General features: G+C 67.6%; 19 protein-coding genes and 1 pseudogene. 10 read left to right on the top strand and 10 right to left on the bottom strand.

The genetic code is table 11. From position 1 onward, the window contains the following. The first annotated feature begins 22 nt into the window (after positions 1 to 22). Positions 23 to 2,995 carry an MMPL family transporter gene (locus tag QJR12_RS01575; RefSeq protein WP_300575421.1) on the top strand — a complete coding sequence of 991 codons (2,973 nt, stop codon included), beginning with the start codon at positions 23 to 25 and terminating at the stop codon, positions 2,993 to 2,995. Positions 2,996 to 3,104: 109 nt separating this feature from the next. Beyond that, positions 3,105 to 3,578, top strand: coding sequence for an XRE family transcriptional regulator (locus QJR12_RS01580; protein ID WP_300576470.1), 474 nt, complete (start codon positions 3,105 to 3,107; stop codon positions 3,576 to 3,578). A gap of 42 nt (positions 3,579 to 3,620) precedes the next feature. On the opposite strand, the gene QJR12_RS01585 is transcribed toward QJR12_RS01580, so the two are convergent. Both QJR12_RS01585 and QJR12_RS01590 read right to left on the bottom strand, forming a co-directional pair. Next, positions 3,621 to 4,310 (bottom strand): hypothetical protein, encoded by a 690-nt coding sequence (locus QJR12_RS01585; protein ID WP_300575423.1) that lies wholly within the window; start codon positions 4,308 to 4,310, stop codon positions 3,621 to 3,623. Then, the gene (locus tag QJR12_RS01590; RefSeq protein ID WP_300575425.1) at positions 4,307 to 4,918 is read right to left on the bottom strand and encodes a hypothetical protein; all 612 of its coding nucleotides are present in this window, start codon (positions 4,916 to 4,918) and stop codon (positions 4,307 to 4,309) included. The genes QJR12_RS01585 and QJR12_RS01590 overlap by 4 nt, the downstream gene beginning before the upstream one ends. Before the next feature lie 93 nt (positions 4,919 to 5,011). On the opposite strand from QJR12_RS01590, the gene QJR12_RS01595 reads away from it, so the two are divergent. Continuing rightward, positions 5,012 to 7,006 (top strand): M13 family metallopeptidase, encoded by a 1,995-nt coding sequence (locus QJR12_RS01595; protein ID WP_300575427.1) that lies wholly within the window; start codon positions 5,012 to 5,014, stop codon positions 7,004 to 7,006. A gap of 101 nt (positions 7,007 to 7,107) precedes the next feature. Here QJR12_RS01595 and QJR12_RS01600 read toward each other — a convergent pair whose 3' ends face one another. The 3 genes from QJR12_RS01600 to QJR12_RS01610 form a co-directional block, all read right to left on the bottom strand. Next, on the bottom strand, positions 7,108 to 8,076 hold the full coding sequence (locus QJR12_RS01600; RefSeq protein WP_300575429.1) for an Ig-like domain-containing protein: 969 nt from the start codon (positions 8,074 to 8,076) through the stop codon (positions 7,108 to 7,110). 14 nt (positions 8,077 to 8,090) lie between these two features. Next, positions 8,091 to 9,272 (bottom strand): MFS transporter, encoded by a 1,182-nt coding sequence (locus tag QJR12_RS01605; protein WP_300576472.1) that lies wholly within the window; start codon positions 9,270 to 9,272, stop codon positions 8,091 to 8,093. Between the two features lie 176 nt (positions 9,273 to 9,448). Beyond that, a complete protein-coding gene (locus QJR12_RS01610; RefSeq protein ID WP_300576475.1) occupies positions 9,449 to 9,739 on the bottom strand; it encodes a metal-sensitive transcriptional regulator in 291 nt (96 codons plus the stop codon). A gap of 155 nt (positions 9,740 to 9,894) precedes the next feature. On the opposite strand from QJR12_RS01610, the gene ilvD reads away from it, so the two are divergent. After that, the gene (gene ilvD, locus QJR12_RS01615) at positions 9,895 to 11,610 is read left to right on the top strand and encodes a dihydroxy-acid dehydratase (RefSeq protein ID WP_300575431.1); all 1,716 of its coding nucleotides are present in this window, start codon (positions 9,895 to 9,897) and stop codon (positions 11,608 to 11,610) included. A gap of 106 nt (positions 11,611 to 11,716) precedes the next feature. Here ilvD and QJR12_RS01620 read toward each other — a convergent pair whose 3' ends face one another. After that, positions 11,717 to 12,160: an SPW repeat protein gene (locus QJR12_RS01620; RefSeq protein WP_300575433.1), complete on the bottom strand. Its 444-nt coding sequence runs from the start codon at positions 12,158 to 12,160 to the stop codon at positions 11,717 to 11,719. A 294-nt stretch (positions 12,161 to 12,454) separates the two neighbouring features. Here QJR12_RS01620 and QJR12_RS01625 point away from each other — a divergent pair. The 3 genes and pseudogenes from QJR12_RS01625 to QJR12_RS01635 all read left to right on the top strand — a co-directional run. After that, positions 12,455 to 12,721, top strand: a pseudogene (locus QJR12_RS01625) (transposase); the annotation flags it as partial. Positions 12,722 to 12,763: 42 nt separating this feature from the next. Next, a complete protein-coding gene (locus QJR12_RS01630; protein WP_300576477.1) occupies positions 12,764 to 13,591 on the top strand; it encodes a transposase family protein in 828 nt (275 codons plus the stop codon). 275 nt (positions 13,592 to 13,866) lie between these two features. Further along, complete coding sequence (locus QJR12_RS01635; RefSeq protein ID WP_300575435.1) at positions 13,867 to 14,853, top strand: nitronate monooxygenase; 987 nt, start codon at positions 13,867 to 13,869, stop codon at positions 14,851 to 14,853. Positions 14,854 to 14,864: 11 nt separating this feature from the next. Here the strand turns inward: QJR12_RS01635 and QJR12_RS01640 are convergent, their stop codons facing one another. After that, positions 14,865 to 15,524 (bottom strand): O-methyltransferase, encoded by a 660-nt coding sequence (locus QJR12_RS01640; protein ID WP_300575437.1) that lies wholly within the window; start codon positions 15,522 to 15,524, stop codon positions 14,865 to 14,867. A 270-nt stretch (positions 15,525 to 15,794) separates the two neighbouring features. On the opposite strand from QJR12_RS01640, the gene QJR12_RS01645 reads away from it, so the two are divergent. Next, a complete protein-coding gene (locus QJR12_RS01645) occupies positions 15,795 to 15,941 on the top strand; it encodes a metallothionein (RefSeq protein ID WP_300575439.1) in 147 nt (48 codons plus the stop codon). A 180-nt stretch (positions 15,942 to 16,121) separates the two neighbouring features. Here the strand turns inward: QJR12_RS01645 and QJR12_RS01650 are convergent, their stop codons facing one another. Genes QJR12_RS01650 through QJR12_RS01660 form a run of 3 tightly spaced genes read right to left on the bottom strand, consistent with a single transcriptional unit; the run spans position 16,122 to position 18,293 of the window. Then, a complete protein-coding gene (locus QJR12_RS01650) occupies positions 16,122 to 16,652 on the bottom strand; it encodes a TIGR04338 family metallohydrolase (RefSeq protein WP_300575441.1) in 531 nt (176 codons plus the stop codon). Then, positions 16,649 to 17,398, bottom strand: coding sequence for a DUF2786 domain-containing protein (locus QJR12_RS01655; RefSeq protein WP_300575443.1), 750 nt, complete (start codon positions 17,396 to 17,398; stop codon positions 16,649 to 16,651). Before QJR12_RS01655 ends, QJR12_RS01650 begins: the two co-directional genes overlap by 4 nt. A gap of 46 nt (positions 17,399 to 17,444) precedes the next feature. Next, positions 17,445 to 18,293: an alpha/beta hydrolase gene (locus tag QJR12_RS01660; protein WP_300575445.1), complete on the bottom strand. Its 849-nt coding sequence runs from the start codon at positions 18,291 to 18,293 to the stop codon at positions 17,445 to 17,447. A 177-nt stretch (positions 18,294 to 18,470) separates the two neighbouring features. On the opposite strand from QJR12_RS01660, the gene QJR12_RS01665 reads away from it, so the two are divergent. Next, positions 18,471 to 19,205: a pirin-like bicupin family protein gene (locus QJR12_RS01665; RefSeq protein ID WP_300575447.1), complete on the top strand. Its 735-nt coding sequence runs from the start codon at positions 18,471 to 18,473 to the stop codon at positions 19,203 to 19,205. A 144-nt stretch (positions 19,206 to 19,349) separates the two neighbouring features. Beyond that, positions 19,350 to 20,444 carry a phosphodiester glycosidase family protein gene (locus tag QJR12_RS01670; protein WP_300575449.1) on the top strand — a complete coding sequence of 365 codons (1,095 nt, stop codon included), beginning with the start codon at positions 19,350 to 19,352 and terminating at the stop codon, positions 20,442 to 20,444. Position 20,445 lies beyond the last annotated feature (1 nt).

Genomic DNA, 20,445 nt, shown 5'->3' on the forward strand with positions numbered 1-20,445 from the left:
GAGACCGAAAATCCAGCAGTTCATGATGCACCTCAGCGGCACCCTGCGCAGACTCCGCTGGCTGGTCTTCACAGGGTGGTTGCTGTCGTTGGTGCCGGCGATTTATTTGGCCATCACCCAATCGGGCCACCTCACCGGCGGTGGTTTCGAAGTGGCCGGATCGCAGTCACTGCGGGTCCACGACCAGCTCGAAGAGCATTACCGCGAGCAAGGGGCGTCACCGTTGGCGCTGGTCGCGGCGCCCCGCGCCGACGCCAGCTACCAGGACATGGCCGCCGCCGTTGACCTGCTGAAGCGGGTCGCCGGCGAGGTCCCTGGTGTGACGGTTGTGCCCGACCCCCGCCAGCCGGCCCCACAACCCGACCGGCCCTACGTGGTGTCGCTGCGGATGACCACCCCTAACACCAGCGACGTCGCTAAAAAGCTGCGCGAAAAGATCGGCGTCAAGGGGGATCAGCCCGGGCGGATCGGCAACGGCCATGTGCGGCTGTACGTGATCGGGCAAGGTGCGCTCAGCGCGGCCGCGGCGGCCAACACCAAGCACGACATCGCCGACGCCGAACGCTGGAACCTGCCGATCATCCTGATCGTCCTGCTTGCGGTCTTCGGTTCGCTTGCCGCAGCGGCAATCCCGCTGGCCCTCGGTGTCTTCACGGTGGTGGTCACCATGGGGCTGGTTTACCGGCTATCGACCTACCTCACGATGTCGGTGTTTGTGACCTCCACGGTGTCCATGTTCGGCATTGCGCTCGCCGTCGACTACTCCCTGTTCATTCTGATGCGCTACCGCGAGGAGCTGCGCGCCGGACGTCAGCCGCAGGAAGCCGTCGACGCGGCGATGGCAACCTCGGGGCTCGCGGTGGTGCTGTCCGGGATGACCGTCATTGCTTCGCTCACCGGCATCTACTTGATCGATACCCCCGCACTGGCGTCGATGGCTACCGGCGCGATCCTCGCGGTCACGGTCGCGATGCTGACGTCGGCAACCCTGACCCCGGCGGTGCTGGCAACCTTCGGCCGCGCGGTCGCCAAGAGGGCGGCGATCCTGCACTGGTCACGGCGGCCGGAGAGCACCCAGTCGCGCTTTTGGGCCCGCTGGATCGGCGGGGTGATGCACCGGCCGTGGGTGTCCGCGCTGATAGCGTCGGCGTTCTTGATCGCCATGGCGGCGCCGGCGTTGTCGATGACACTGGGCAACAGCCTGCTCCGGCAGTTCGACTCGTCACATGAAATCCGCGCCGGGACGGCGGCGGCGGCCCAGGCGCTCGGGCCCGGCGCCCTCGGGCCGGTTCAGGTGCTGGTGACGTTTCCCCACGCCGACGCGTCCGCACCCGCGCACAGCCGGACACTGGCCGCGGTCCGCCGCGAGATGGCCCGTGCCCCCGGCATCGTCTCGGTGTCTTCCCCGGCCTTCGCCGACGACGACGGCAGCGCATTGCTGACCGCGGTGTTATCGGTGGATCCCGAGGATCTGCGTGCCCGGGAGACCGTCGAGTGGCTGAGAAAGCACCTGCCGGCGGTTGCGGGAATCGGGTCGGCGCGGATCGATGTCGGCGGCCCGACCGCGCTGATCAAAGACTTCGATGACCGGGTGTCGAAAACCGAACCGCTGGTGCTGGTCTTCGTGGCGTCGATCGCGTTCGTGATGCTGCTGATTGCCATCCACTCGGTGTTCTTGGCGTTCAAGGGTGTCCTGATGACCGCGCTGTCGGTGGCCGCCGCTTACGGCAGCCTGGTGATGGTCTTCCAGTGGGGCTGGCTGGAGAAACTCGGTTTTCCGCCCACCGGTTCGATCGACAGCACGATCCCGCCCCTGGTGCTGGCGCTGACCTTCGGTTTGTCGATGGACTACGAGATTTTCCTGCTGACCCGCATCCGGGAACGCTTCCTGCAAACCGGTCATACCCGTGACGCGGTCGCCTGTGGCGTGAGCACCAGCGCCCGCACCATCACCAGCGCGGCGTTGATCATGATCGCGGTGTTCATCGGCTTCGCCTTCGCCGGCATGCCGCTGGTTGCCGAACTCGGGGTCGCAAACGCCGTCGCGATCGCGGTAGATGCCACCGTGGTGCGACTGGTGCTGGTTCCCGCCCTGATGGCGATGTTCGCCCAGTGGAACTGGTGGCTGCCCCGCTGGCTGGCCCGCATTCTGCCCTCGGTGGACTTCGAGCGGCCGCTGCCCGAGGTAGACCTGTGCGGTGTCATGGTCATCCCCGACGACTTCTCCGCGGCGGCGGTGTCCGGATCCGATTTGCGGGCGGTCCTCAAGTCGGCAGCCAAGTTTTCGCACCTGGCTCCCGACACCGTTAGCGTGGCCGATCCGCTGGCCTTCACCGGCTGTTTGCCCGGTGGGGATGCGCAGGCCCGGACAAATGGTGCCGAGTCCGTGGCGCGGCGACCGGCCCTGGTTGGGGCGACGGCCACCGTCGACGGACACCCACCGGCCGGAAAGCGTGTCAGCGGTTTGCCGCACCGCAACGGTCGCGCCAAGCCGCGGACGGTCCGGGCGCTTCATCCGGTCACCCTGTGGCGAAGGCGGTTGGCCGTCGCCCTCGACGCGCTGGAAACCGAGGCGGCGGGCACTGGGATCGCTCCGGCATACACCCGGCGCGGCCCGGTGGAAACCACCACCGTCCAGCTGCCCACCGGTGATCGGCTACCGGTCCCGACCGCCGCCGAGACGCTGCGGCTCCAGGCCTACCTGGTCCTCTGCCGCAACAGCAGCCGCGACTATGTGGAATTCGCCGAGCTGGCCGAGGCGGTGCAACCCGAAACCGCCGCCGCAGTGCTGGCCGGGATGGATGGCTATTACTGTTGTCAACCGCCCCGGCAGCTGTGGATCGCCACCCAACTGGTTCGCCGGCTCGCGGATCCGCATCCGTCTGACGCCGATGACGAACTCCGTCCCCCCGCGGAGACTGCAGACTGGGAGCAGGTCAGACGGCGCTGCCTGGCGGTGGCCGTGGCGATGCTGGAGGAAGGCGAGGTGAGGTGAGGTGACGTTGGCAGCGGACCGCCGCCGCGGCCCGGCTCCCCGGTCGCCCGCGGCGGACCGGCATCCGCCGGGTGCCCAGCCGCCGGGGGGGGACCCGGCTGCCGACACGATGCCCCAGTCGTCCGGCGCCGCCCCGCCGCGCGATACCAACCGGCCCGTCGAATTCTGGTCGACGGCCGCTATCCGCTCGGCGTTGGAGGGCGGGGACATCGCGACCTGGAAACGCATCGCCTCGGCCCTCAAACGCGACCCCTACGGGCGGACCGCCCGTCAAGTCGAAGAGATCCTGGAGTGCAGCCGGCCCTACGGCATCTGCAAAGCGCTGCGGGAGGTGCTCGAGCGCGCTCGCATGCACCTGGAGGCCGACGAACGCGCGGAGGTGGCCCGCCACGTGCGGCTGCTGATCGCCCGGTCGGGCTTGGGTCAGCCGGAATTCGCGTCTCGTATCGGTGTGCTCCCGGAAGAGTTGGCCGCATACCTCAACGCCGAGGTCAGCCCCTCGGCGTCGTTGATGATCCGGATGCGTCGGTTGTCTGACCGATTCGCCAAGGTGAGGTCACGGCGTTCCGGGGAGGACACCTGAGCGGCGTGGCGCGCAGCGGGTCGGGCCGGCAGGCGCGAGGCATTAACGGGTGTTGATCGGCGACACGTCGAGGACCAGCCAGCGGCCGCCGCGCTTGGTCAGGGCCACCCGCAGCGCCAGCACCGCCCGGCTGGGCTGCTGGCCCGGGGTGTCCTGGGTGGCGCGCAGGATCACCGCCACGCTGGCCGCCGACGGCCCGATCGCCTCCACGCCGGCGGCCAGCGTCTGCGCCTGCGCGGTGACATCGCGGCGGGCGAGATCGGCCGTGGACTTGGCCAGTTGGTCTTTGAATGCGGTCGCCTGCTCCGGAACCATCATCGCCGCGGCCCGGTCGGCCGAGGCCATCGGGTCATGCGGGGAGAACGTCGCCGTCGCCTCTGCCATACCGGTGGCGATCCGTACCACCTCCTGCGAGTCGCTCTTCAGCTCGCGGTCGGGTATCGACCAGCGGATATACCCGGTCCACACCGCCGCCACCAGGGCGGCAGCGCACACCGCGACGACCGCCAGGCGCAGCCCGGGTGCGTCGTCGTCGGTGCCGAGGGTCACCGCATCCCGGCGCAGCAGCCAGACGTTGACCGCCATTCCTTCCACGACCAGCAGCACCAGCACCGAGCACGCCGCGACCCACCACCGCGGCCAGCCAAGGACCACGCCGATCATCAGCAGCGCGGCGACGGCACCCAGCGGTGCCGCGAGGTCGAACGCCAGCACCCGCCACAGGTTTCTCATCGGATGGACCCGACCCGCGAGATCATCAGCTTGCCGTCCACGTCGGAGACGTCCAGGCGCAGATTCCAGCGCACCGTCGAGGGCTTACCGCCGGCGTTCTCGGCGACCGATGTGGCGACCACCATGACGGTGTCGGTGCGGGTGGCGACCGCGCGCGGCAGCGGGTCCGGGGCCGACGGGCGCACATCGGACCGAGCGTCCGGGTCTCGGTTCACCGATTCGATGGCCACCGCCTCGATCCTGCCGGTGCTGCGGGCCTGCAGCCGCTGCACCACCTGTCGGTAGGGCGCCATTACCGCATCGAAGTCGACGTTGAGCTCGCCCACGGTTTCGTCGTGCAGCCGCCGCAGGCTGGCCTCGACGTTGTCGGTGTTCATGTTGATCAGCACGCCCGTCCACTCGGCGGCGGTCTGCAGCACACGGCTCTGGTAGTGGCGCTCATCGACGTCGTCGCGGTGCGCCAGCCAAATAACCGCGGCCATCGCGACCGCGCCGACCGACAACGCTCCCAAAGCCGCGGACGCGATTCCGTAGGCCGAGAAGACCCGGCCGTTCGCGGCCGCGGCGGCGTCGTCGTCGGGTGACTCGGTGGGCCCCGCCTCTGGCATGGCCGTGAGGGTACCCGCCTTCGGGCGCGGGTTTCGACCCCGGCGGCGGCCGTCGCGACTGGCCCGCATCGCGGGGCATGCGACGATGGCAGCGTGACGGCACAGGTTCTGCGATCCGGCATCGATCTGAGCTATCTCGACGCCGACATCCGCCCCCAAGACGACTTGTTCGGTCACGTCAACGGCCGCTGGCTGGCGGACTACGCCATCCCCGCCGACCGCGCGACCGACGGCGCCTTCCGGGCGCTGTTCGACCGCGCCGAAGCCCAGGTGCGGGATCTGCTGACCGAGGCCAGCGAAACCGCGGCGCCGGCGGGGACCGACGAGCGGCGCATCGGTGACTTGTACGCCAGCTTCCTCGACGAGGACACCGTCGAGCGCCGGGGTGTGCAGCCGTTACTGGACGAGTTGGCCCTGATCGACGACGCCGCCGATCCCGCCGCCCTGGCGGCGGTGGTCGGCGCGCTGCAACGCACCGGGGTCGGCGGTGGCGTCGGGCTGTACGTCGACACCGACGCGAAGGACTCGACGCGCTATCTGATCAACCTCACCCAGTCCGGCATCGGTTTGCCCGACGAGTCCTACTACCGCGACGAGCGGCATGCCGCCGTGCTGGCGGCCTACCCGGATCACGTCGCCCGGATGCTTGCTCTGGTGTATGGGGGTGCGCCCGCGGACCACGCCGGCGCCGCGGCACGGATCGTGGCGCTGGAGACCAAGATCGCCGCCGCGCACTGGGACGTGGTCAAACGCCGCGACGCGGATCTCGCCTACAACCTGCGAACCTTTGCAGAACTGCAGTCCGGGGCGGCGGGATTTGACTGGGCCGGCTGGGTGCACGCGCTGGGCGGCTCGCCGGAGTCGGCCGCGCAGCTGGTGGTGCGCCAGCCCGATTACCTGAGCGCGTTCGCCCGACTGTGGGACAGCGAACACCTCGACGACTGGAAACACTGGGCGCGCTGGCGGGTGATCCACGCCCGCGCCGCGTGGTTGACCCGCGATCTGGTCGCCGAGGACTTCGCGTTCTACGGCCGGCTGCTCACCGGCGCCGAGCAGATCCGCGATCGCTGGAAGCGGGGCGTGTCACTGGTGGAGCGGCTGATGGGCGATGCCGTCGGAAGGCTTTACGTCCAGCGGCATTTCCCGCCTGACGCCAAGGCCCGCATCGACGCCCTGGTGGACAATCTGCTCACGGCCTACCGGATCAGCATCAGCGATCTGGACTGGATGACTCCGCAGACCCGAGAGCGCGCCTTGGCCAAGCTGGACAAGTTCACCGCCAAGGTCGGCTACCCGAAGAAATGGCGGGACTACTCCAGGCTGGTGATCGACCGCGGCGACCTTTACGGCAACTACCAACGCGGCTACGCGGTCAACTACGACCGGGAGCTGGCCAAGCTCGGCAGACCGGTAGACCGCGACGAGTGGTTTATGACGCCCCAGACGGTCAACGCCTACTACAACCCGGGGATGAACGAAATCGTTTTCCCCGCAGCGATTCTGCAACCACCGTTCTTTGACCCCGAGGCCGACGACGCCGCCAACTACGGCGGTATCGGAGCGGTGATCGGCCACGAGATCGGTCACGGCTTCGACGACCAGGGGGCCAAATTCGACGGGGACGGCAACCTGGCCGACTGGTGGACCGAGAAGGACCGCGCCGAGTTCGGCGCCCGCACCAAGGCGCTCATCGAGCAATACGACGCGTACGTTCCCAGAGACCTTGTGGGCCAACCCGGCCCGCCTCACGTCCAAGGCGCGTTGACGGTGGGGGAGAACATCGGGGATCTCGGCGGACTGTCCATCGCGCTGCTGGCTTACCAGTTGTCGCTGGCCGGCCGCCCGGCCCCGGTGATCGACGGCCTGACCGGGGTGCAGCGGGTGTTTTTCGGCTGGGCCCAGGTGTGGCGCACCAAATCACGTGCGGCTGAAGCGATCCGCCGGCTTGCGGTGGACCCGCACGCACCGCCGGAATTTCGCTGTAACGGCGTAATCCGCAACATCGACGCCTTCTATGACGCCTTCGGTGTCACCTCAGGCGACCGGCTCTACCTGGATCCGCAGCGACGGGTCAAGATTTGGAACTAGCCGTCACGCTCATGCCAATACGCAGCCGGCGGCGCAACGCGTTGCGCGACTCACCCGACTCACAGGGTCTCTAGCTGCACCCTCGGTGCCGTGCCACCGGTTCACATCTGCCAGTCGTTGGATCCGTCGTTCTTCGAGTAGGTGCCAACGGAGTTCTTCACCACGATGGGGTCACCGGCGCCGAAGTTGTCGTAGAACCACTTCGCGTTGGAGGGGCTGATGTTGATGCAGCCGTGGCTGACGTCACGATAGCCCTGATCCGACACCGACCACGGCGCGCTATGCACGAAATCACCGCTATTGTCAAAGCGCACGGCATCGGTGACCGTCACCTTATAGCCCCAAACGGAATCGACGGGGACCCCGTATGTCGAGGAATCCATCACCACCGTGGGCATCTTCTCTTGAACGTAGTAAATACCGTTGGGTGTTTGATGGTTGCCCGCCGCCATACCCATTGACATCGGGATGGTTTTCTCCACCTTCCCGTTGCGGGTGACGGTCAGCTGGTGGGTCGCGTCGTCGGCCGTCGCCACCAGCGCGTCCCCGGTCCGAAAACTCGAGGTGGTACCGGCCGCATCGATTCTCACCGTGGTGTTGGCCGGCCAGAAGCTGAGCGGCCGCCACCGCACCTGAGTCGGGGTCAACCAGTAGAACTTGCCGGGAACCGGCGGATCCGAGGAGATGTGGATCGCCTGCTCGGCCATCGGCCGGTCGGCGATGGGCCGCTGGAAATTGATGATGATCGGCTGAGCCACACCCACCGTCGCGCCGTTGGCCGGGTTGAACGTCGGCGGCAGGAACGGTGGCTCACCGACGAAGGGCGCGGGGTTCTGCCCGGCGACGGGGCCCACGGGTGCCGCGGCGGGCTGGATGGGGGCCGGGGAACCGGCCAACGGGTCAGCCGCTAACGGCGGCGGGCCGGCGGGTGGGGTGTCCGCCGCCGACGGATCACCGGGAAGCGGCTGGTCGGGGTCGGCCGTGGCCGGCCCACTGACCAATGTCAGCCCGAGGGCCAGGCCGGCCGTGCTGAGAGCGGCGAGAAGCGTACCCCTCGTCGATCGCGACATATGCATACCTCCAGTCAGCTCCTGCCCCCAGTGTCGCAGCTGAGCGTCGGGACGTCGAACATGTGTCGGCTCGCCGTCGTCCCGGCCAGCGCGACACCCACCAGCATCGCCGATGCGACCAGCATCATCGGAACACTGTGCTGGTACAGCAGCCCCCCGGCCAGAGAACCGGCCATGATGCCGACCTGAAACGCGGCCATGTACAGACCCGACGCGCCGTCCGGATCGTCGGCTCCGGCGCGCATCGCCGCGGCTTGCAGCATCGGCGACCCGGCGTTGGCCGCCGCGCCCCACAGCACGAAGGCGCCGGCCCCCACCAGAACCGTCGTGCTGGTCGGCCGAGTGCCGAAAGCCAGCGCGCTCAACACCACGAAGGCCCCCGAAATCCCGGCCATGCACACGATGACGGTGGCCCTGGGGTGGCGGTCCACCGGCCGGGCCACCAGCGGCATCGCCGCCAGGCCGGCAATACCGTAGGCGGCCAGCAGCCAGGCCACGTTCGGTCCGCGCACCCCCACGACGTCGCGAATGATCACCACGATGTAGGTGTAGGAGATGTAGTGGCCGGTCACGGCGATCAACGTCAGCACGCTCACGGTGACCAGCCGCAGGTTGCGGTGGTGGTGCGCACGGGATCCGACGCGCACGAGCTGGTCGGGGCTCAGCGCCAGCGGCGGCAGCACCGCCCACGCCGCCAGCGTGACGGCCGCGGCGACCACGGTGACGGCGGCGACCGCCTGCCGCCAGCCCCACGACAGGCTCAGCGCCGCGGTAAGCGGGCTGCCGACCACCACGGCCAGGCTGATACCCGCGTAGATCGCGGTCGTTGCCCGTCCGGAGTGGCTGGCAGGCACCAGCCGGGTGGCGATCGGGGCGACCACCGACAACAGCAGGCCGTGGGTGATCGCGCACAGCACCCGCCCGCCGGCCAGTACCAGGAAGTCGCGCGCCAGCGCGGAGATCGCCTGGGAGACGGTGAGACAGGCCAGCGACAGCAGCAACGCCCGGCGTCGCGGCCAGTGTGCGGTCCAGCGCACCAACGGGATCGTCGTCAGCGCCGCGACCAGGGCGTACCACGCCAGCAGGGTTCCCACCACCGGCACACTGACGTGCAGGTCGCGCGCGATCGCGGGCAGCGCGCCCACCGGGAGGATTTCCGCGGTGACATAGATGAAGGTCGCCGCGGCCAGCACCATCAGCTGGGCGGCGATCCGCGGCGTCCACGTGCGGCCGGGCCGGGTTTCGGCGGTGGCCCCGGGCGACCCGGCGCCGGGCACCCGGCGGCGCGACCGCGCCGCTCCTATCGCACGGGTTGGCCCCACGGCCCCTACTCAATCACGCGGTCGGGGTATCCACCCACATCAGGAGCACATCAGGAGCGCACGAGTCGTGCGATGGCCGCAGACGCCTCGGCGAGCTTCACCGTGGCCTCGTCGCCGCCGGCGATCACCGCGCGGGTGACGCAGTGGCCCAGGTGCTCGTCCAGCAGGTTCAGCGCCACCGACCGCAAGGCACTGTTCACGGCGCTGATCTGGGTGAGGACGTCGATGCAGTATTGATCCTCCTCGATCATCCGCGCGATGCCCCGTACTTGGCCCTCGATCCGGCGCAGCCGCTTGGCGTAGTCGTCCTTCCGCTGCGAATACCCGTGTGCGGATGCCATCTTTCCTCCCAGCGTCTTCGGCGTCGATCTCGGTGCCGCCAGCGATCCGAAGGCGCCGGGGTTACCAGCCGTCATCTGCCACCTCCGTAATAGATACCCCCACGGGGTATCTCGCCCAATTTTGGAGAGCATAGCGCAGCGCGCATACTTGGACGATGGTCGAAACACCCGACACGCGCAAGGCCGTCGACATCAAACCGCGCAGCCGAGACGTCACCGACGGTCTGGAGAAAGCCGCCGCCCGCGGAATGCTGCGGGCGGTGGGGATGGGCGATGAGGACTTCGCCAAACCGCAGATCGGGGTGGCGTCGTCCTGGAATGAGATCACGCCGTGCAACCTGTCGTTGGCCCGGCTGGCCCAAGCCGCGAAGGACGGGGTGTTCGCCGCGGGCGGCTACCCTCTTGAGTTCGGAACGATTTCGGTGTCCGACGGCATCTCCATGGGTCACGAGGGGATGCACTTTTCGCTGCCGTCGCGGGAGTTGATCGCCGACAGCGTCGAGACCGTGATGCAGGCCGAGCGGCTCGACGGCTCGGTGCTGCTGGCCGGCTGCGACAAGTCGCTGCCCGGGATGCTGATGGCGGCCGCACGGCTGGACCTGCCGGCGGTGTTCCTGTATGCGGGCACGATTCTGCCCGGGTGGGCCAAGCTATCCGACGGCAGTGCGCGCGAGGTCACCATCATCGACGCCTTCGAGGCGGTGGGGGCCTGTGCACGGGGTCTGATGCGGCGCGAAGACGTCGACGCCATCGAGCGGGCCGTCTGTCCCGGCGAGGGCGCGTGCGGCGGTATGTACACCGCCAACACCATGGCCAGTGCCGCTGAAGCCCTGGGCATGTCGCTGCCGGGCAGCGCGTCCCCGCCGGCCACCGACCGGCGACGCGACGGTTTCGCGCGCCGCAGCGGCCAGGCCGTGGTCGAACTGCTGCGCCGCGGCATCACCACGCGCGACATCCTCACCAAAGAGGCCTTCGAGAACGCGATTGCGGTGGTGATGGCGTTGGGGGGCTCCACCAACGCGGTGCTGCACCTGCTCGCCATCGCCTACGAGGCAAACGTCAAGCTGTCGCTGGAGGATTTCAGCCGGGTCGGCGCGCGGGTTCCCCACCTCGCCGACGTCAAGCCGTTCGGTCGTCACGTGATGTTCGACGTCGACCGCGTCGGCGGTGTCCCGGTGGTCATGAAGGCATTGCTGGACGCCGGTCTGCTGCACGGTGACTGTCTGACCGTCACCGGCCGGACCATGGCCGAGAACCTCGCAGCCATCGCCCCACCCGACCCGGACGGGAAGGTGCTGCGGGCACTGGACAACCCACTTCATCGGACCGGCGGGATCACCATCCTGCACGGATCGCTCGCCCCGGAGGGCGCGGTGATCAAGACCGCTGGCCTGGAATGTGATGTATTCGAGGGCACTGCAAGGGTTTTCGACCGGGAACGGGCCGCACTGGATGCTCTGGAGGATGGCACTATCACCGCAGGCGATGCGGTGGTGATTCGCTACGAAGGCCCTAAAGGGGGTCCCGGAATGCGTGAGATGCTCGCCATCACCGGCGCAATCAAGGGAGCGGGCCTCGGCAAAGAGGTGCTGCTGTTGACCGACGGGAGGTTCTCCGGAGGCACCACCGGCCCATGCGTCGGGCATGTGGCCCCGGAGGCGGTCGACGGCGGACCGATTGCATTCCTGCGCGACGGTGACCGGATCCGCCTGGACGTCGTCAATGAAACCCTGGACGTCTTAGTCGATAGCGATGAATTCGCCTCCCGCCGTGCAGGCTTCACGCCGCTGGAGCCACGCTATACCACCGGTGTCCTGGCCAAGTACGTCAAACTCGTGGGCTCGGCCGCGATCGGAGCGGTGTGCGGTTAGACCGCGGTTATGCCCTGGCCGTCGCAGGGCGCGCCCTTGCCCGGCCGGAAGACCCGCCCGGGCAAGGGCAGCCGGAGGTTAGCTTGCCGGCTGGCCGTACTTGCGCCTACTCATGCCTGCCGGCTGAGCTGCGCGCCCGCATACCGAAGTACACGGCGGTTATACCCAGGCAGGCCAGCACCGCACCGGCGACGAGATTCGACCAGATCATGCCGGCGGTCGGGTGCACGCCGTGCACGACCCACGGCGAGATCATGAGCCAGACACCGAAAACCGGCAACGTCCAGGTCATGCCATGGGTGCGGTCCAGTGCCGCCGCGAACCCATATGCCAGTACCGCGACCGCGATGCCGACGATCAGATCGTTGCGCGCCAGCGGTCTCGTCGTGGCAAATCCCACGATCCACGGCGACAACGCCGTGTAAAGGCCGGTCAGCAAGGCCAGGCCGAAGGTGAACTGCGCGGTCATCGATTCGGCTGCGCGCTCATAACCGGCCCGCAGAGCCAACAAATCGGGGTGCTGTTCGATCGATGGATGTACGGTGCTCATTTCGTGACCTTTCTGTTATACCGCAAGCCTTTTGGGCTTACCGCAACCCCTCCACCTGTCCCAAGATTACGCTTGCTATCACGATGCCGGCGTGCCTCACCTACTTTGAGCGCGTGGCCGACGGTGGTGCCTCACCTATTTTGAGCGCGTGACCCGGAAGGCTTGCCTGGTGTGGAAGGCAAGATCGATATGGCTGCCAGGCGACAGGTAACGAACAAACTGCGAGGTCAGTACCGCAAGGCGTCGAAGGCGGACAAGGGCAAGATCTTGGATCGGGTGGTGGCCACCACGGGGATGGGCCGCTCGACGGCCCGGCGGATGCTGACCGGCCCGAGACTGCTGGACCCGGCCGAGCAGGTCGACGGGCGCACATTGCGGGCGCGGGGCTTTAGCGACGACGCCAGGGCGCTTTTGGAGCATGTGTGGGCGTTGATGGGCATGCCGTGCGGCAAGTACCTGGTGGTCATGCTTCCGCTGTGGCTGCCGCTGCTGGCCGAAGCCGGTGATCTCGACAAGCCGTTCGCCACCGAGGCGGCATTGGCGCAGCTGAAGGCGATGAGCGCGGCCACCGTGGACCGCTACCTCAAACCGGCCCGGGCCAAGATGCGGATCAAGGGCATTTCGACAACGAAACCGTCTCCGCTGCTGCGGAACTCGATCAGCATCCGTACCTGCGCTGATGAGGCACCGGAGGCCCCCGGGGTGATCGAGGCCGATACCGTGGCGCATTGCGGCCCGACGCTGATCGGCGAGTTCGCCCGCACGCTGACGATGACCGACCTAGTGACCGGCTGGACCGAGAACCACTCGATCCGCAACAACGCCTCGAAGTGGATCACCGCCGGCATCGAGGAGCTGCAGGAGCGGTTCCCGTTTCCCATGGTGATTTTCGACAGCGATTGCGGGGGTGAATTCATCAATCACGACGTCGCCAAGTGGCTGCAGGACCGCGACGTCACCCAGACCCGCTCGCGGCCCTACCAGAAGAACGACCAGGCGCACGTGGAGTCGAAGAACAACCACGTGGTGCGCAAACACGCGTTCTACTGGCGTTACGACACCCCGGCAGAGCTGGAGCTGCTCAACGAGCTGTGGGCGCTGGTGTCGCTGCGGTTGAACTTCTTCACCCCGACCAAAAAGGCCGTCGGCTACACCACCACCGCCAACGGTCGCCGCAAGCGGATCTACGACAAGCCAGCCACCCCGTGGCAGCGCCTGCAGGCATCGGGAGTGCTTGATGCCCAACAGCTGTCGGAAGTGGCTGCCCGGATCGAAGGCATCAATCCAGCCGATCTGACTCGGCAGATCAACACCATCCAGATGCAGCTGCTGGACCTGGCCAAGGTCAAGACCGAGGCCCTGGCCGCCGCCCGCCACATCGACCTGGAAGCATTACAGCTGTCAATCAACCGATTGGCCAAGGCGAAGTAGTGCAAGCATCCACGCGCTCACTATGTGTGAGGCACCAGCCCCCGCTTCGCGCTCACTTTTATGTGAGGCACGGCGGATGCCAGCAACGACGAGCGGGCGGGTTCACGGCCATCAAATCGGCCGGGCGCGCACGGTTGCCGTCACCGGTGCTGGCGTGCACGAAAGCCCGTCGGCTCGGCGCCGTACCGATTGCACGCGCACCGTATCCGCGGTGGTATCCATACCGTTGTCGGGCGCTTCGATGCGCAGTTGCACGGCGGGAACCGAGGTGAGCCATGGACTTCGCGGATCGGCTTCGCATCGATACCCCTGTGGGACAAGCCGGTATGGGGGGCGGTCTGGCCGGTGCGGCACTGGCCGCTGCGGTCGCCCGGGCCGGCGGCCTTGGAACACTGGGGCTGGCGGCGCCCGACAAGCTCCGAACGGCGATCGGCGACGTGCGCGCCGCGGCCCCGGGCCGCGCCGTAGCGGTGAACCTGTTAGCGCCCTTCCTGCGTCGCAGCCACGTCGCGACGTGCGTCGACACCGGCGTCGACGTCGTGGTGCTGGCGTTCGGCGGAAGCCGACGGCTGGTCGGGCACCTTCGCGATGCCGGGATCTTCGTTTTCGTGATGGTGGGTACCCCAGCTCAAGCGCGCCAAGCCGTGGGCTGGGGCGCTGACGGCCTGATCGCTCAGGGCAGGGAGGCCGGTGGTCATCTGGTGGGAACCATGCCGGCGCTCGAGTTCCTGCCGCAGGCTCGCGCGGTGGCCGTCGGGCGCCCCGTGTTGTTGGCCGGAGGGATTGCGACCGGCGCCGACACCCGGGCCGCACTGGATGCGGGCGCCGACGGCGTCATCGCCGGAACGAGGTTCTTAATGACCTACGAGGCCAACGCCCATCCCGAATATCAGCGACGAGTAATCGACGCCGAGACGACGATAGAGACCACACTGTTCGGCACGAGCTGGCCGCTCCGGCACCGCGTCGTCCCCAATGCCGCCACGCAACGGTGGTGCCGCCCGGACGGCAGGGCCAAGAAACTCCCCGCCGCATTGAACGCGTGCAGCCGTCCGCTATCGGTGCTCGGCCGTCTCGACGCCGGTACCTTGATCCGGCTGCAGTCGCCCACCCTTCCGCTGTTCACGCCGCTGCCGCCGCTCTCCGGAATGCCGGCGAGCTGGGTTGACCGCACCGCGCTCTACGCCGGGGAAACGGCACTGCGGATTGGCGAGATCACCTCAGCGGAGCAGGCCGTCAAGGATCTGACGCCGCGCGGATGACACCGCGGGCGCTACTTCACCACAGCGAGCGCGAACCCGTCCCATCCCTTGGCGCCGACGGTCTGGATCACGGCGGTGTCCAGGCGGGGATGCTCCCCCATCAACTGCAGTGTTTGGCGCGTCGCCTGCGCTTCCCGACTGTCGACGGGCGGATTCAAAACCTCCCCCTCGCGAATGACATTGTCTATCACGATAACTGAGCCGGGGTGGGTGAGCCGGATGGCCCATTCCACATATGCCGGATAGTTTTCCTTGTCGGCGTCGATGAACACCAGGTCGAAGGGGCCGCCGGTCACCGCCGGCAAGGTGTCCAATGCGGCACCGACCACCACCTCCACCCGGTCACCGACACCCGCCCGAGCCAGGTTGGCGCGGGCAACCTCGGCGTGCCTGGGTTCATATTCCAGGGTCACCACCCGTCCGTCGGGCTCGGCGCCGCGTGCCAGCCAGATGGTGCTGTAGCCACCCAGCGTGCCGATCTCCAGGATCCGGCGCGCCCGCATGGCGCCGGCCAACAAGCAGAGGAACTTGCCCTGCTGGGCCGAGACGGCGATCCGTGGCAGCCCGGCGGCGTCGCTGGCTTCCAGCACGGCCGACCATGTCGGATCCTCACCCACCAGGGTGCGATCCAAATACGCGTCGACGTCCCGTGCGGTTGGCTTCTGGCTCATTCAGCCAACATTAGCCCGGCGACGATGCGGGCCCGCAGGGCCCGAGAAGGAGCCGGGCCATCACGGCCCGCCCGGCGACGATGCCCGGTGGCACGACGGCACGCCCCGCGCCGGCAGGGAGGAACTCGTGATTGGCGCCGGCAACAGGTGGTTACTTTATACCCGTATGGGGTATATGCTCTTATTGGCCGTCTGGGCCCGTCGAGGACGGCCGCGAGTAATGAGTAATGAAATGACCGCAGGTCCCAACACAGATAAGGGGTTACGTCAATGGCAAGCTATGAATCCGGAACCGTCCTGACCTGTGCGCACGAAGGCTGTGGCTGTCGGGTACGCATCGAGGATGAATGCCACTGCTCCGGTGCAGGTGCCCCGTATCGATGCACATGCGGTAGTGAAATGGTTCCCGTCGGGTAAACCGATCCGGCATGCACTCACGGGCTTGTCAGAGCGCGGCAAGCCCGTGAGTCGTGTCGATGGGGTGCTCGCCGCGCCGATGGACCACGACCGCGTCCAACACGGCCTCACCCCCGGGCGAAGTGGCCGGGGTGCTGCGCGGACTCGTCGGTGCCGCACGGGCCGCCAGCGTTCACCGGCTCACGCTAATCGGACACCTTCCTTGGCGTACACGACGCGCAACACGTACCCGAGTTCCGGTCCCATCACCAACTCGGCCAGGGTACACATCGTCGCGACGAACTGCGGCCCGTGCGCCGGCCGGGTGTTGCACAGGTGATGTGCGAGTTCATGGAGCACTACCAGCTCGCGCATCGCCCAGTTCGTGCCGTCACGGTCAGGCACCGCGATAATCCCTGTGCCCTCACGGCTTTCGTAGTGCGCCGCGGCGGCGGCCCGCCGTGCCCGGACCGTCAGCGGAGCTGCCGTGGGCCAATGCCGGCGCACCGCGGGCAAGCCCAGCACGTCGTCGACATAGCGCTGCACCGCGGCGACCGAGCCGAACCGCGCCTCCGGCGGCAGCGTCAACCGAGTTCCGAAGAACTCCACAGCGGGTAAACCGTGCCCGGCGGCACGGTCGAACAAGGTCCGCACAAATTCCTCGGCCGCATACACCCTGGACCGCTGGGCATCGCGGGCCAGGGGCGCTCCGGCACCCCGGCGTGCGCTCACCGGTCCAGCGCGGCACGCGCCGCTGAAAGTTCCAGGTTGTTCCCGAGACGTGCCTGCCTGCCGGCCCGGTCGCCGGCCCGCCGCGCCGCCGACGAATACCCGGCCGACGCCCTGCTCGCCCGCCAGATGCCGCGCGCCTTCGACGCGCTGCGATAGTAGTCACGCAATTCGATCTCCTTGTTCCGCAGCGCGATCGCGGTGCCCGGCGGACGGCCGTGATCCCTCTCGGCCGCTCGCCGGGTCTGCTCCCGGGCCGCGGCCAGCCGCTGTCCGACCCGGGCCCCGAACGCCAACTGGAAGTTCAATCTGGCCGTGATCGCCGGTGTGGGCCGGTAGGCCCCGGAGGCGATGTAGGCGTCGGATGCCCGCACCATCTGCACCACCAGGCTGGCGTAGAGGGCGTGGCTGACGTCGATGTCCTCGGCAAAGCCATAGGCGTAGACGAAGGTCGAATTCGACGCTACGTCGCAGCGGACGTCGTTGGCGGCGGCGATCAGCACGAACAACTGCGCGTAGGTGCGCAAACCCTTGGTTCCCGCCGTACCGATGGTGATGGTCCGCTGGATCGGCCTCTGGGCGGCCGGCCGCCGAGTCGCGTGCGATCGGGCCACCGCCAGATCGATGGATGTCGCCGTGGCCAGTCGTTGCGCTGCCGCCATAAACGCCTCGGCTTCATGGGGATTGTCGGTACCTTCGGCCTGGCGCAACAAGGCGGCGATGCGTGAGAGCATCTTCTCGTCGGTCATAGCGTCAATCTAAAGGAGCGGCGCGACATTTCCGGGTACCGTCGCCTCACAGCCGCGCCGTGATCCATGAGACGACGTCATCGAGCACCCGGTGGCGCTCCGGCTCGTTGAAGACTTCGTGATACAGCCCCGGGTAGACCTTCAGCTCGACATCGGAGGATCCCACGCATTCGACCAGGCGGCGGCTGCCCTCGACCGGCGCCAGCCGGTCCTCGGAACCGTGCACCACCAGCAGCGGCGCACCCAGAGCCGCCGCCCAGCGGGGCATGCTCTCGCCGAGCCGCAGCAGCGCGCGGGCAATGCCGGCGGGAACCTTGCCGTGGTGTACCAACGGGTCGGTGTGGTACGCGTTTACCACCGCGGGATCGCGGGATATCGCGCTGACGTCGAGATCCCGCAGCGGCAGGCCGGGCGCGACGAGGCCCAGGGCCTTGGCGGTGAGTGCCAGCAGGGCCGGCACCGAGGACTGGGCCGCCAACGCCGGGCCTGACAGCACCATCAGGTCGTAATTGTCGGGGTGTTCGACACCGTAGCTGAAGACCACGCCGCCACCCATGCTGTGGCCCAGCACGACACGCTTGAGACCGGGATATTCCTTGGCGGCGACGCCGAGGAGGGTGTGGAAATCCCCGGTGTATTCCGACAGGTCCCTCAGCAGCACGCGTCTGCCGTCGGAGCGCCCATGTCCCCGATGGTCGAGTGCGTAGGTCACCAGCCCGCTCGCGGCGAACCGCCCCGCGACGTGGTCGTAGCGGCCGGCATGCTCACCCAGGCCGTGAGAGAGCACGACCACGGCCTTCGGGGCGGTGTCCGCGGGGTCAGGTGCCCAGACGTCGTAGACGATGCGCACACCACCCACACCGTCGAAGGCCCCTTCACGCCGGCTGATAGTCATCAGGGCAGCGTAGACCGTATTCGGCGAGCTTCCCCACCCCGGGATTCTCTCCGTCAGGCCGCCGGTATCACCGTGAACGGCCGACCGGGGCGATCCTCACGTCACGACGAAACCGCGTTTAACGGCGCTGTTCTCCGCGCGCCATCCGCCCGCGGTAGGACGGCTTAGCCTGGAGCCATGCCTGCCGTCGTCGAGGTCCGGCGCGCCGCGGACCGGGCCGTTACCAAGACCCCCTGGCTGAACTCCAGGCACTCCTTCTCGTTCGGTGATCACTACGACCCGCACAATACCCACCACGGGCTGTTGCTGGTGAATAACGACGACATCGTCGAGCCGGGCGCCGGGTTTGACACCCACGCGCATCGGGACATGGAGATCACCACCTGGGTGCTGCAGGGTTCACTGACCCATCGGGATTCCACCGGCAATCGCGGGGTGATCTATCCCGGCCTGGCTCAATTGATGTCGGCAGGCAGCGGCATCATGCACTCGGAAAAGAACGAGTCAGCCACGCGGCCAGTGCATTTTGTGCAAATGTGGGTTGTCCCGGATGAGACCGGGCTCCCGCCGGGTTACCAACAGCACCACATCGACAGCCGGGTCCTGCACAACGCATTGACGCCGGTCGCCTCGGGAATACCTGGTCGGGACGCCGCCATTGTGATCCATAACCGAAACGCCGCCCTGCTCTGCGCGCGGCTGGACCCCGGTAAAGGAGTTGACTTGCCGTCGGCTCCCTACGTGCACCTGTTCGTCGCGCGTGGGCGACTGGTCCTGGAAGGCCTGGACGATGGCGGCCGCCTCGACGAGGGTGACGCCGTGCGATTCACCGCCTCCGACAGCCGGCGGATAACGGCCACCACACCGTCGGAAATCCTGGTCTGGGAGATGAACGCGACTCTCGGTGGCTAGCCGAGCGGGCGTACCCCCCGAGCGATCACCCACTAACCCAAGAAAGACCCAGCGGCTGAAGGTAATTGCCCCGCCGCCAAAGCGTCATAAGACCGTTACTCAAATCAACGCTGTCGCCCGTGCGGCCGATGCTGTGGTTGTCGTATGGGTGTCTGCGCGGAAACGGCTGCCGGGCCGCGTCGTGCGGCCGGCGTGCGGCGTCTGGTGACCTGCTGTGCCGTGCTGGTGCTGTGGGCCACCATCGGCCACCCCCCTGCCCACGCCGAAGGGCGTGACCAACTGGCAACCGCCATCGCCACCACCCGCGGCTCATACCTGGTCTACAACTTCGGGCCCGGTCATCCCGCACCGATGCGAAACGCCAGCGGCAACTGGTATGACATGAACAACGGCGGTCATCTGATGATCATCAAAGCGGCGTCACAGCGGCTTTCACCGCACCTGCTGGTCGATACCCATACCGGTTACCAGGCCCGCTGCGAACACAACCCGGGCGCGCGGACATCCGAAGGGTTATGGCAGGCTTCAGAAACCTATCCCCCACTGACGGCCTGGCAGGTGTTGGGGCAACCGACGATCGCCATCAACGCCAACTTCTTCGACGTACGTCCACAAAGGGGCGGCTCGTGGCGACAGACGGGCTGCAGCTCACCGGTGGGTGCCTACGTCGACAACACCCGGGGTCAAGGCCGGGCCAACCAGGCGGTCACCGGTACCATCGCCTACGCCGGCAAACAAGCACTCACCGGTGGAGATGATCACTGGAGTGCGCTGGCGACGATGATCTTGCCCGCCGACGGCGCGCCATATGTGGTGCGGCCCAAAAGCAAAACCGATTACGACGCCGCCGGTCCCGTCGTTCAGGGACTGGTGGACAAGGGCGCACGGTTTGTGGCGGTGAGCGGGATCGGGCTATTGTCTCCCGGCGACACCGGGCAGCTTAACGACGGGGGGCCCAGCGCGGCACGAACCGCCATCGGCTATTCGAACGCGAAAGATGAAATGTACATATTCCAGGGCGGTAGTTACACGCCGGACAACATGCAGGATTTGTTCCGCGGTCTGGGCAGCGACACCGCGATTCTGCTCGACGGCGGCGGATCCTCGGCGATCGTTCTCCGCCGCGATACCGGAGGGATGTGGGCCGGTGCGGGAGCACCGAAGGGAAACTGCGACACCCGCCAGGTGTTGTGCGATTCCCACGAACGCGCGCTGCCCGGCTGGCTCGCGTTCAACTGAC

Source organism: Mycobacterium sp. (assembly GCF_029961025.1).
Classification (GTDB): domain Bacteria; phylum Actinomycetota; class Actinomycetes; order Mycobacteriales; family Mycobacteriaceae; genus Mycobacterium.

Bases quoted from the DNA above. Each gene is read 5' to 3' on its own strand.
- QJR12_RS01575 (WP_300575421.1), top strand. From the start codon at position 23: ATGATGCACCTCAGCGGCACCCTGCGCAGACTCCGCTGGCTGGTCTTC.
- QJR12_RS01580 (WP_300576470.1), top strand. From the start codon at position 3,105: ATGCCCCAGTCGTCCGGCGCCGCCCCGCCGCGCGATACCAACCGGCCC.
- QJR12_RS01585 (WP_300575423.1), bottom strand. From the start codon at position 4,310: ATGAGAAACCTGTGGCGGGTGCTGGCGTTCGACCTCGCGGCACCGCTG.
- QJR12_RS01590 (WP_300575425.1), bottom strand. From the start codon at position 4,918: ATGCCAGAGGCGGGGCCCACCGAGTCACCCGACGACGACGCCGCCGCG.
- QJR12_RS01600 (WP_300575429.1), bottom strand. From the start codon at position 8,076: ATGTCGCGATCGACGAGGGGTACGCTTCTCGCCGCTCTCAGCACGGCC.
- QJR12_RS01605 (WP_300576472.1), bottom strand. From the start codon at position 9,272: ATGGTGCTGGCCGCGGCGACCTTCATCTATGTCACCGCGGAAATCCTC.
- QJR12_RS01610 (WP_300576475.1), bottom strand. From the start codon at position 9,739: ATGGCATCCGCACACGGGTATTCGCAGCGGAAGGACGACTACGCCAAG.
- ilvD (WP_300575431.1), top strand. From the start codon at position 9,895: ATGGTCGAAACACCCGACACGCGCAAGGCCGTCGACATCAAACCGCGC.
- QJR12_RS01620 (WP_300575433.1), bottom strand. From the start codon at position 12,160: ATGAGCACCGTACATCCATCGATCGAACAGCACCCCGATTTGTTGGCT.
- QJR12_RS01630 (WP_300576477.1), top strand. From the start codon at position 12,764: ATGCGGATCAAGGGCATTTCGACAACGAAACCGTCTCCGCTGCTGCGG.
- QJR12_RS01635 (WP_300575435.1), top strand. From the start codon at position 13,867: ATGGACTTCGCGGATCGGCTTCGCATCGATACCCCTGTGGGACAAGCC.
- QJR12_RS01640 (WP_300575437.1), bottom strand. From the start codon at position 15,524: ATGAGCCAGAAGCCAACCGCACGGGACGTCGACGCGTATTTGGATCGC.
- QJR12_RS01645 (WP_300575439.1), top strand. From the start codon at position 15,795: ATGGCAAGCTATGAATCCGGAACCGTCCTGACCTGTGCGCACGAAGGC.
- QJR12_RS01655 (WP_300575443.1), bottom strand. From the start codon at position 17,398: ATGACCGACGAGAAGATGCTCTCACGCATCGCCGCCTTGTTGCGCCAG.
- QJR12_RS01660 (WP_300575445.1), bottom strand. From the start codon at position 18,293: ATGACTATCAGCCGGCGTGAAGGGGCCTTCGACGGTGTGGGTGGTGTG.
- QJR12_RS01665 (WP_300575447.1), top strand. From the start codon at position 18,471: ATGCCTGCCGTCGTCGAGGTCCGGCGCGCCGCGGACCGGGCCGTTACC.
- QJR12_RS01670 (WP_300575449.1), top strand. From the start codon at position 19,350: ATGGGTGTCTGCGCGGAAACGGCTGCCGGGCCGCGTCGTGCGGCCGGC.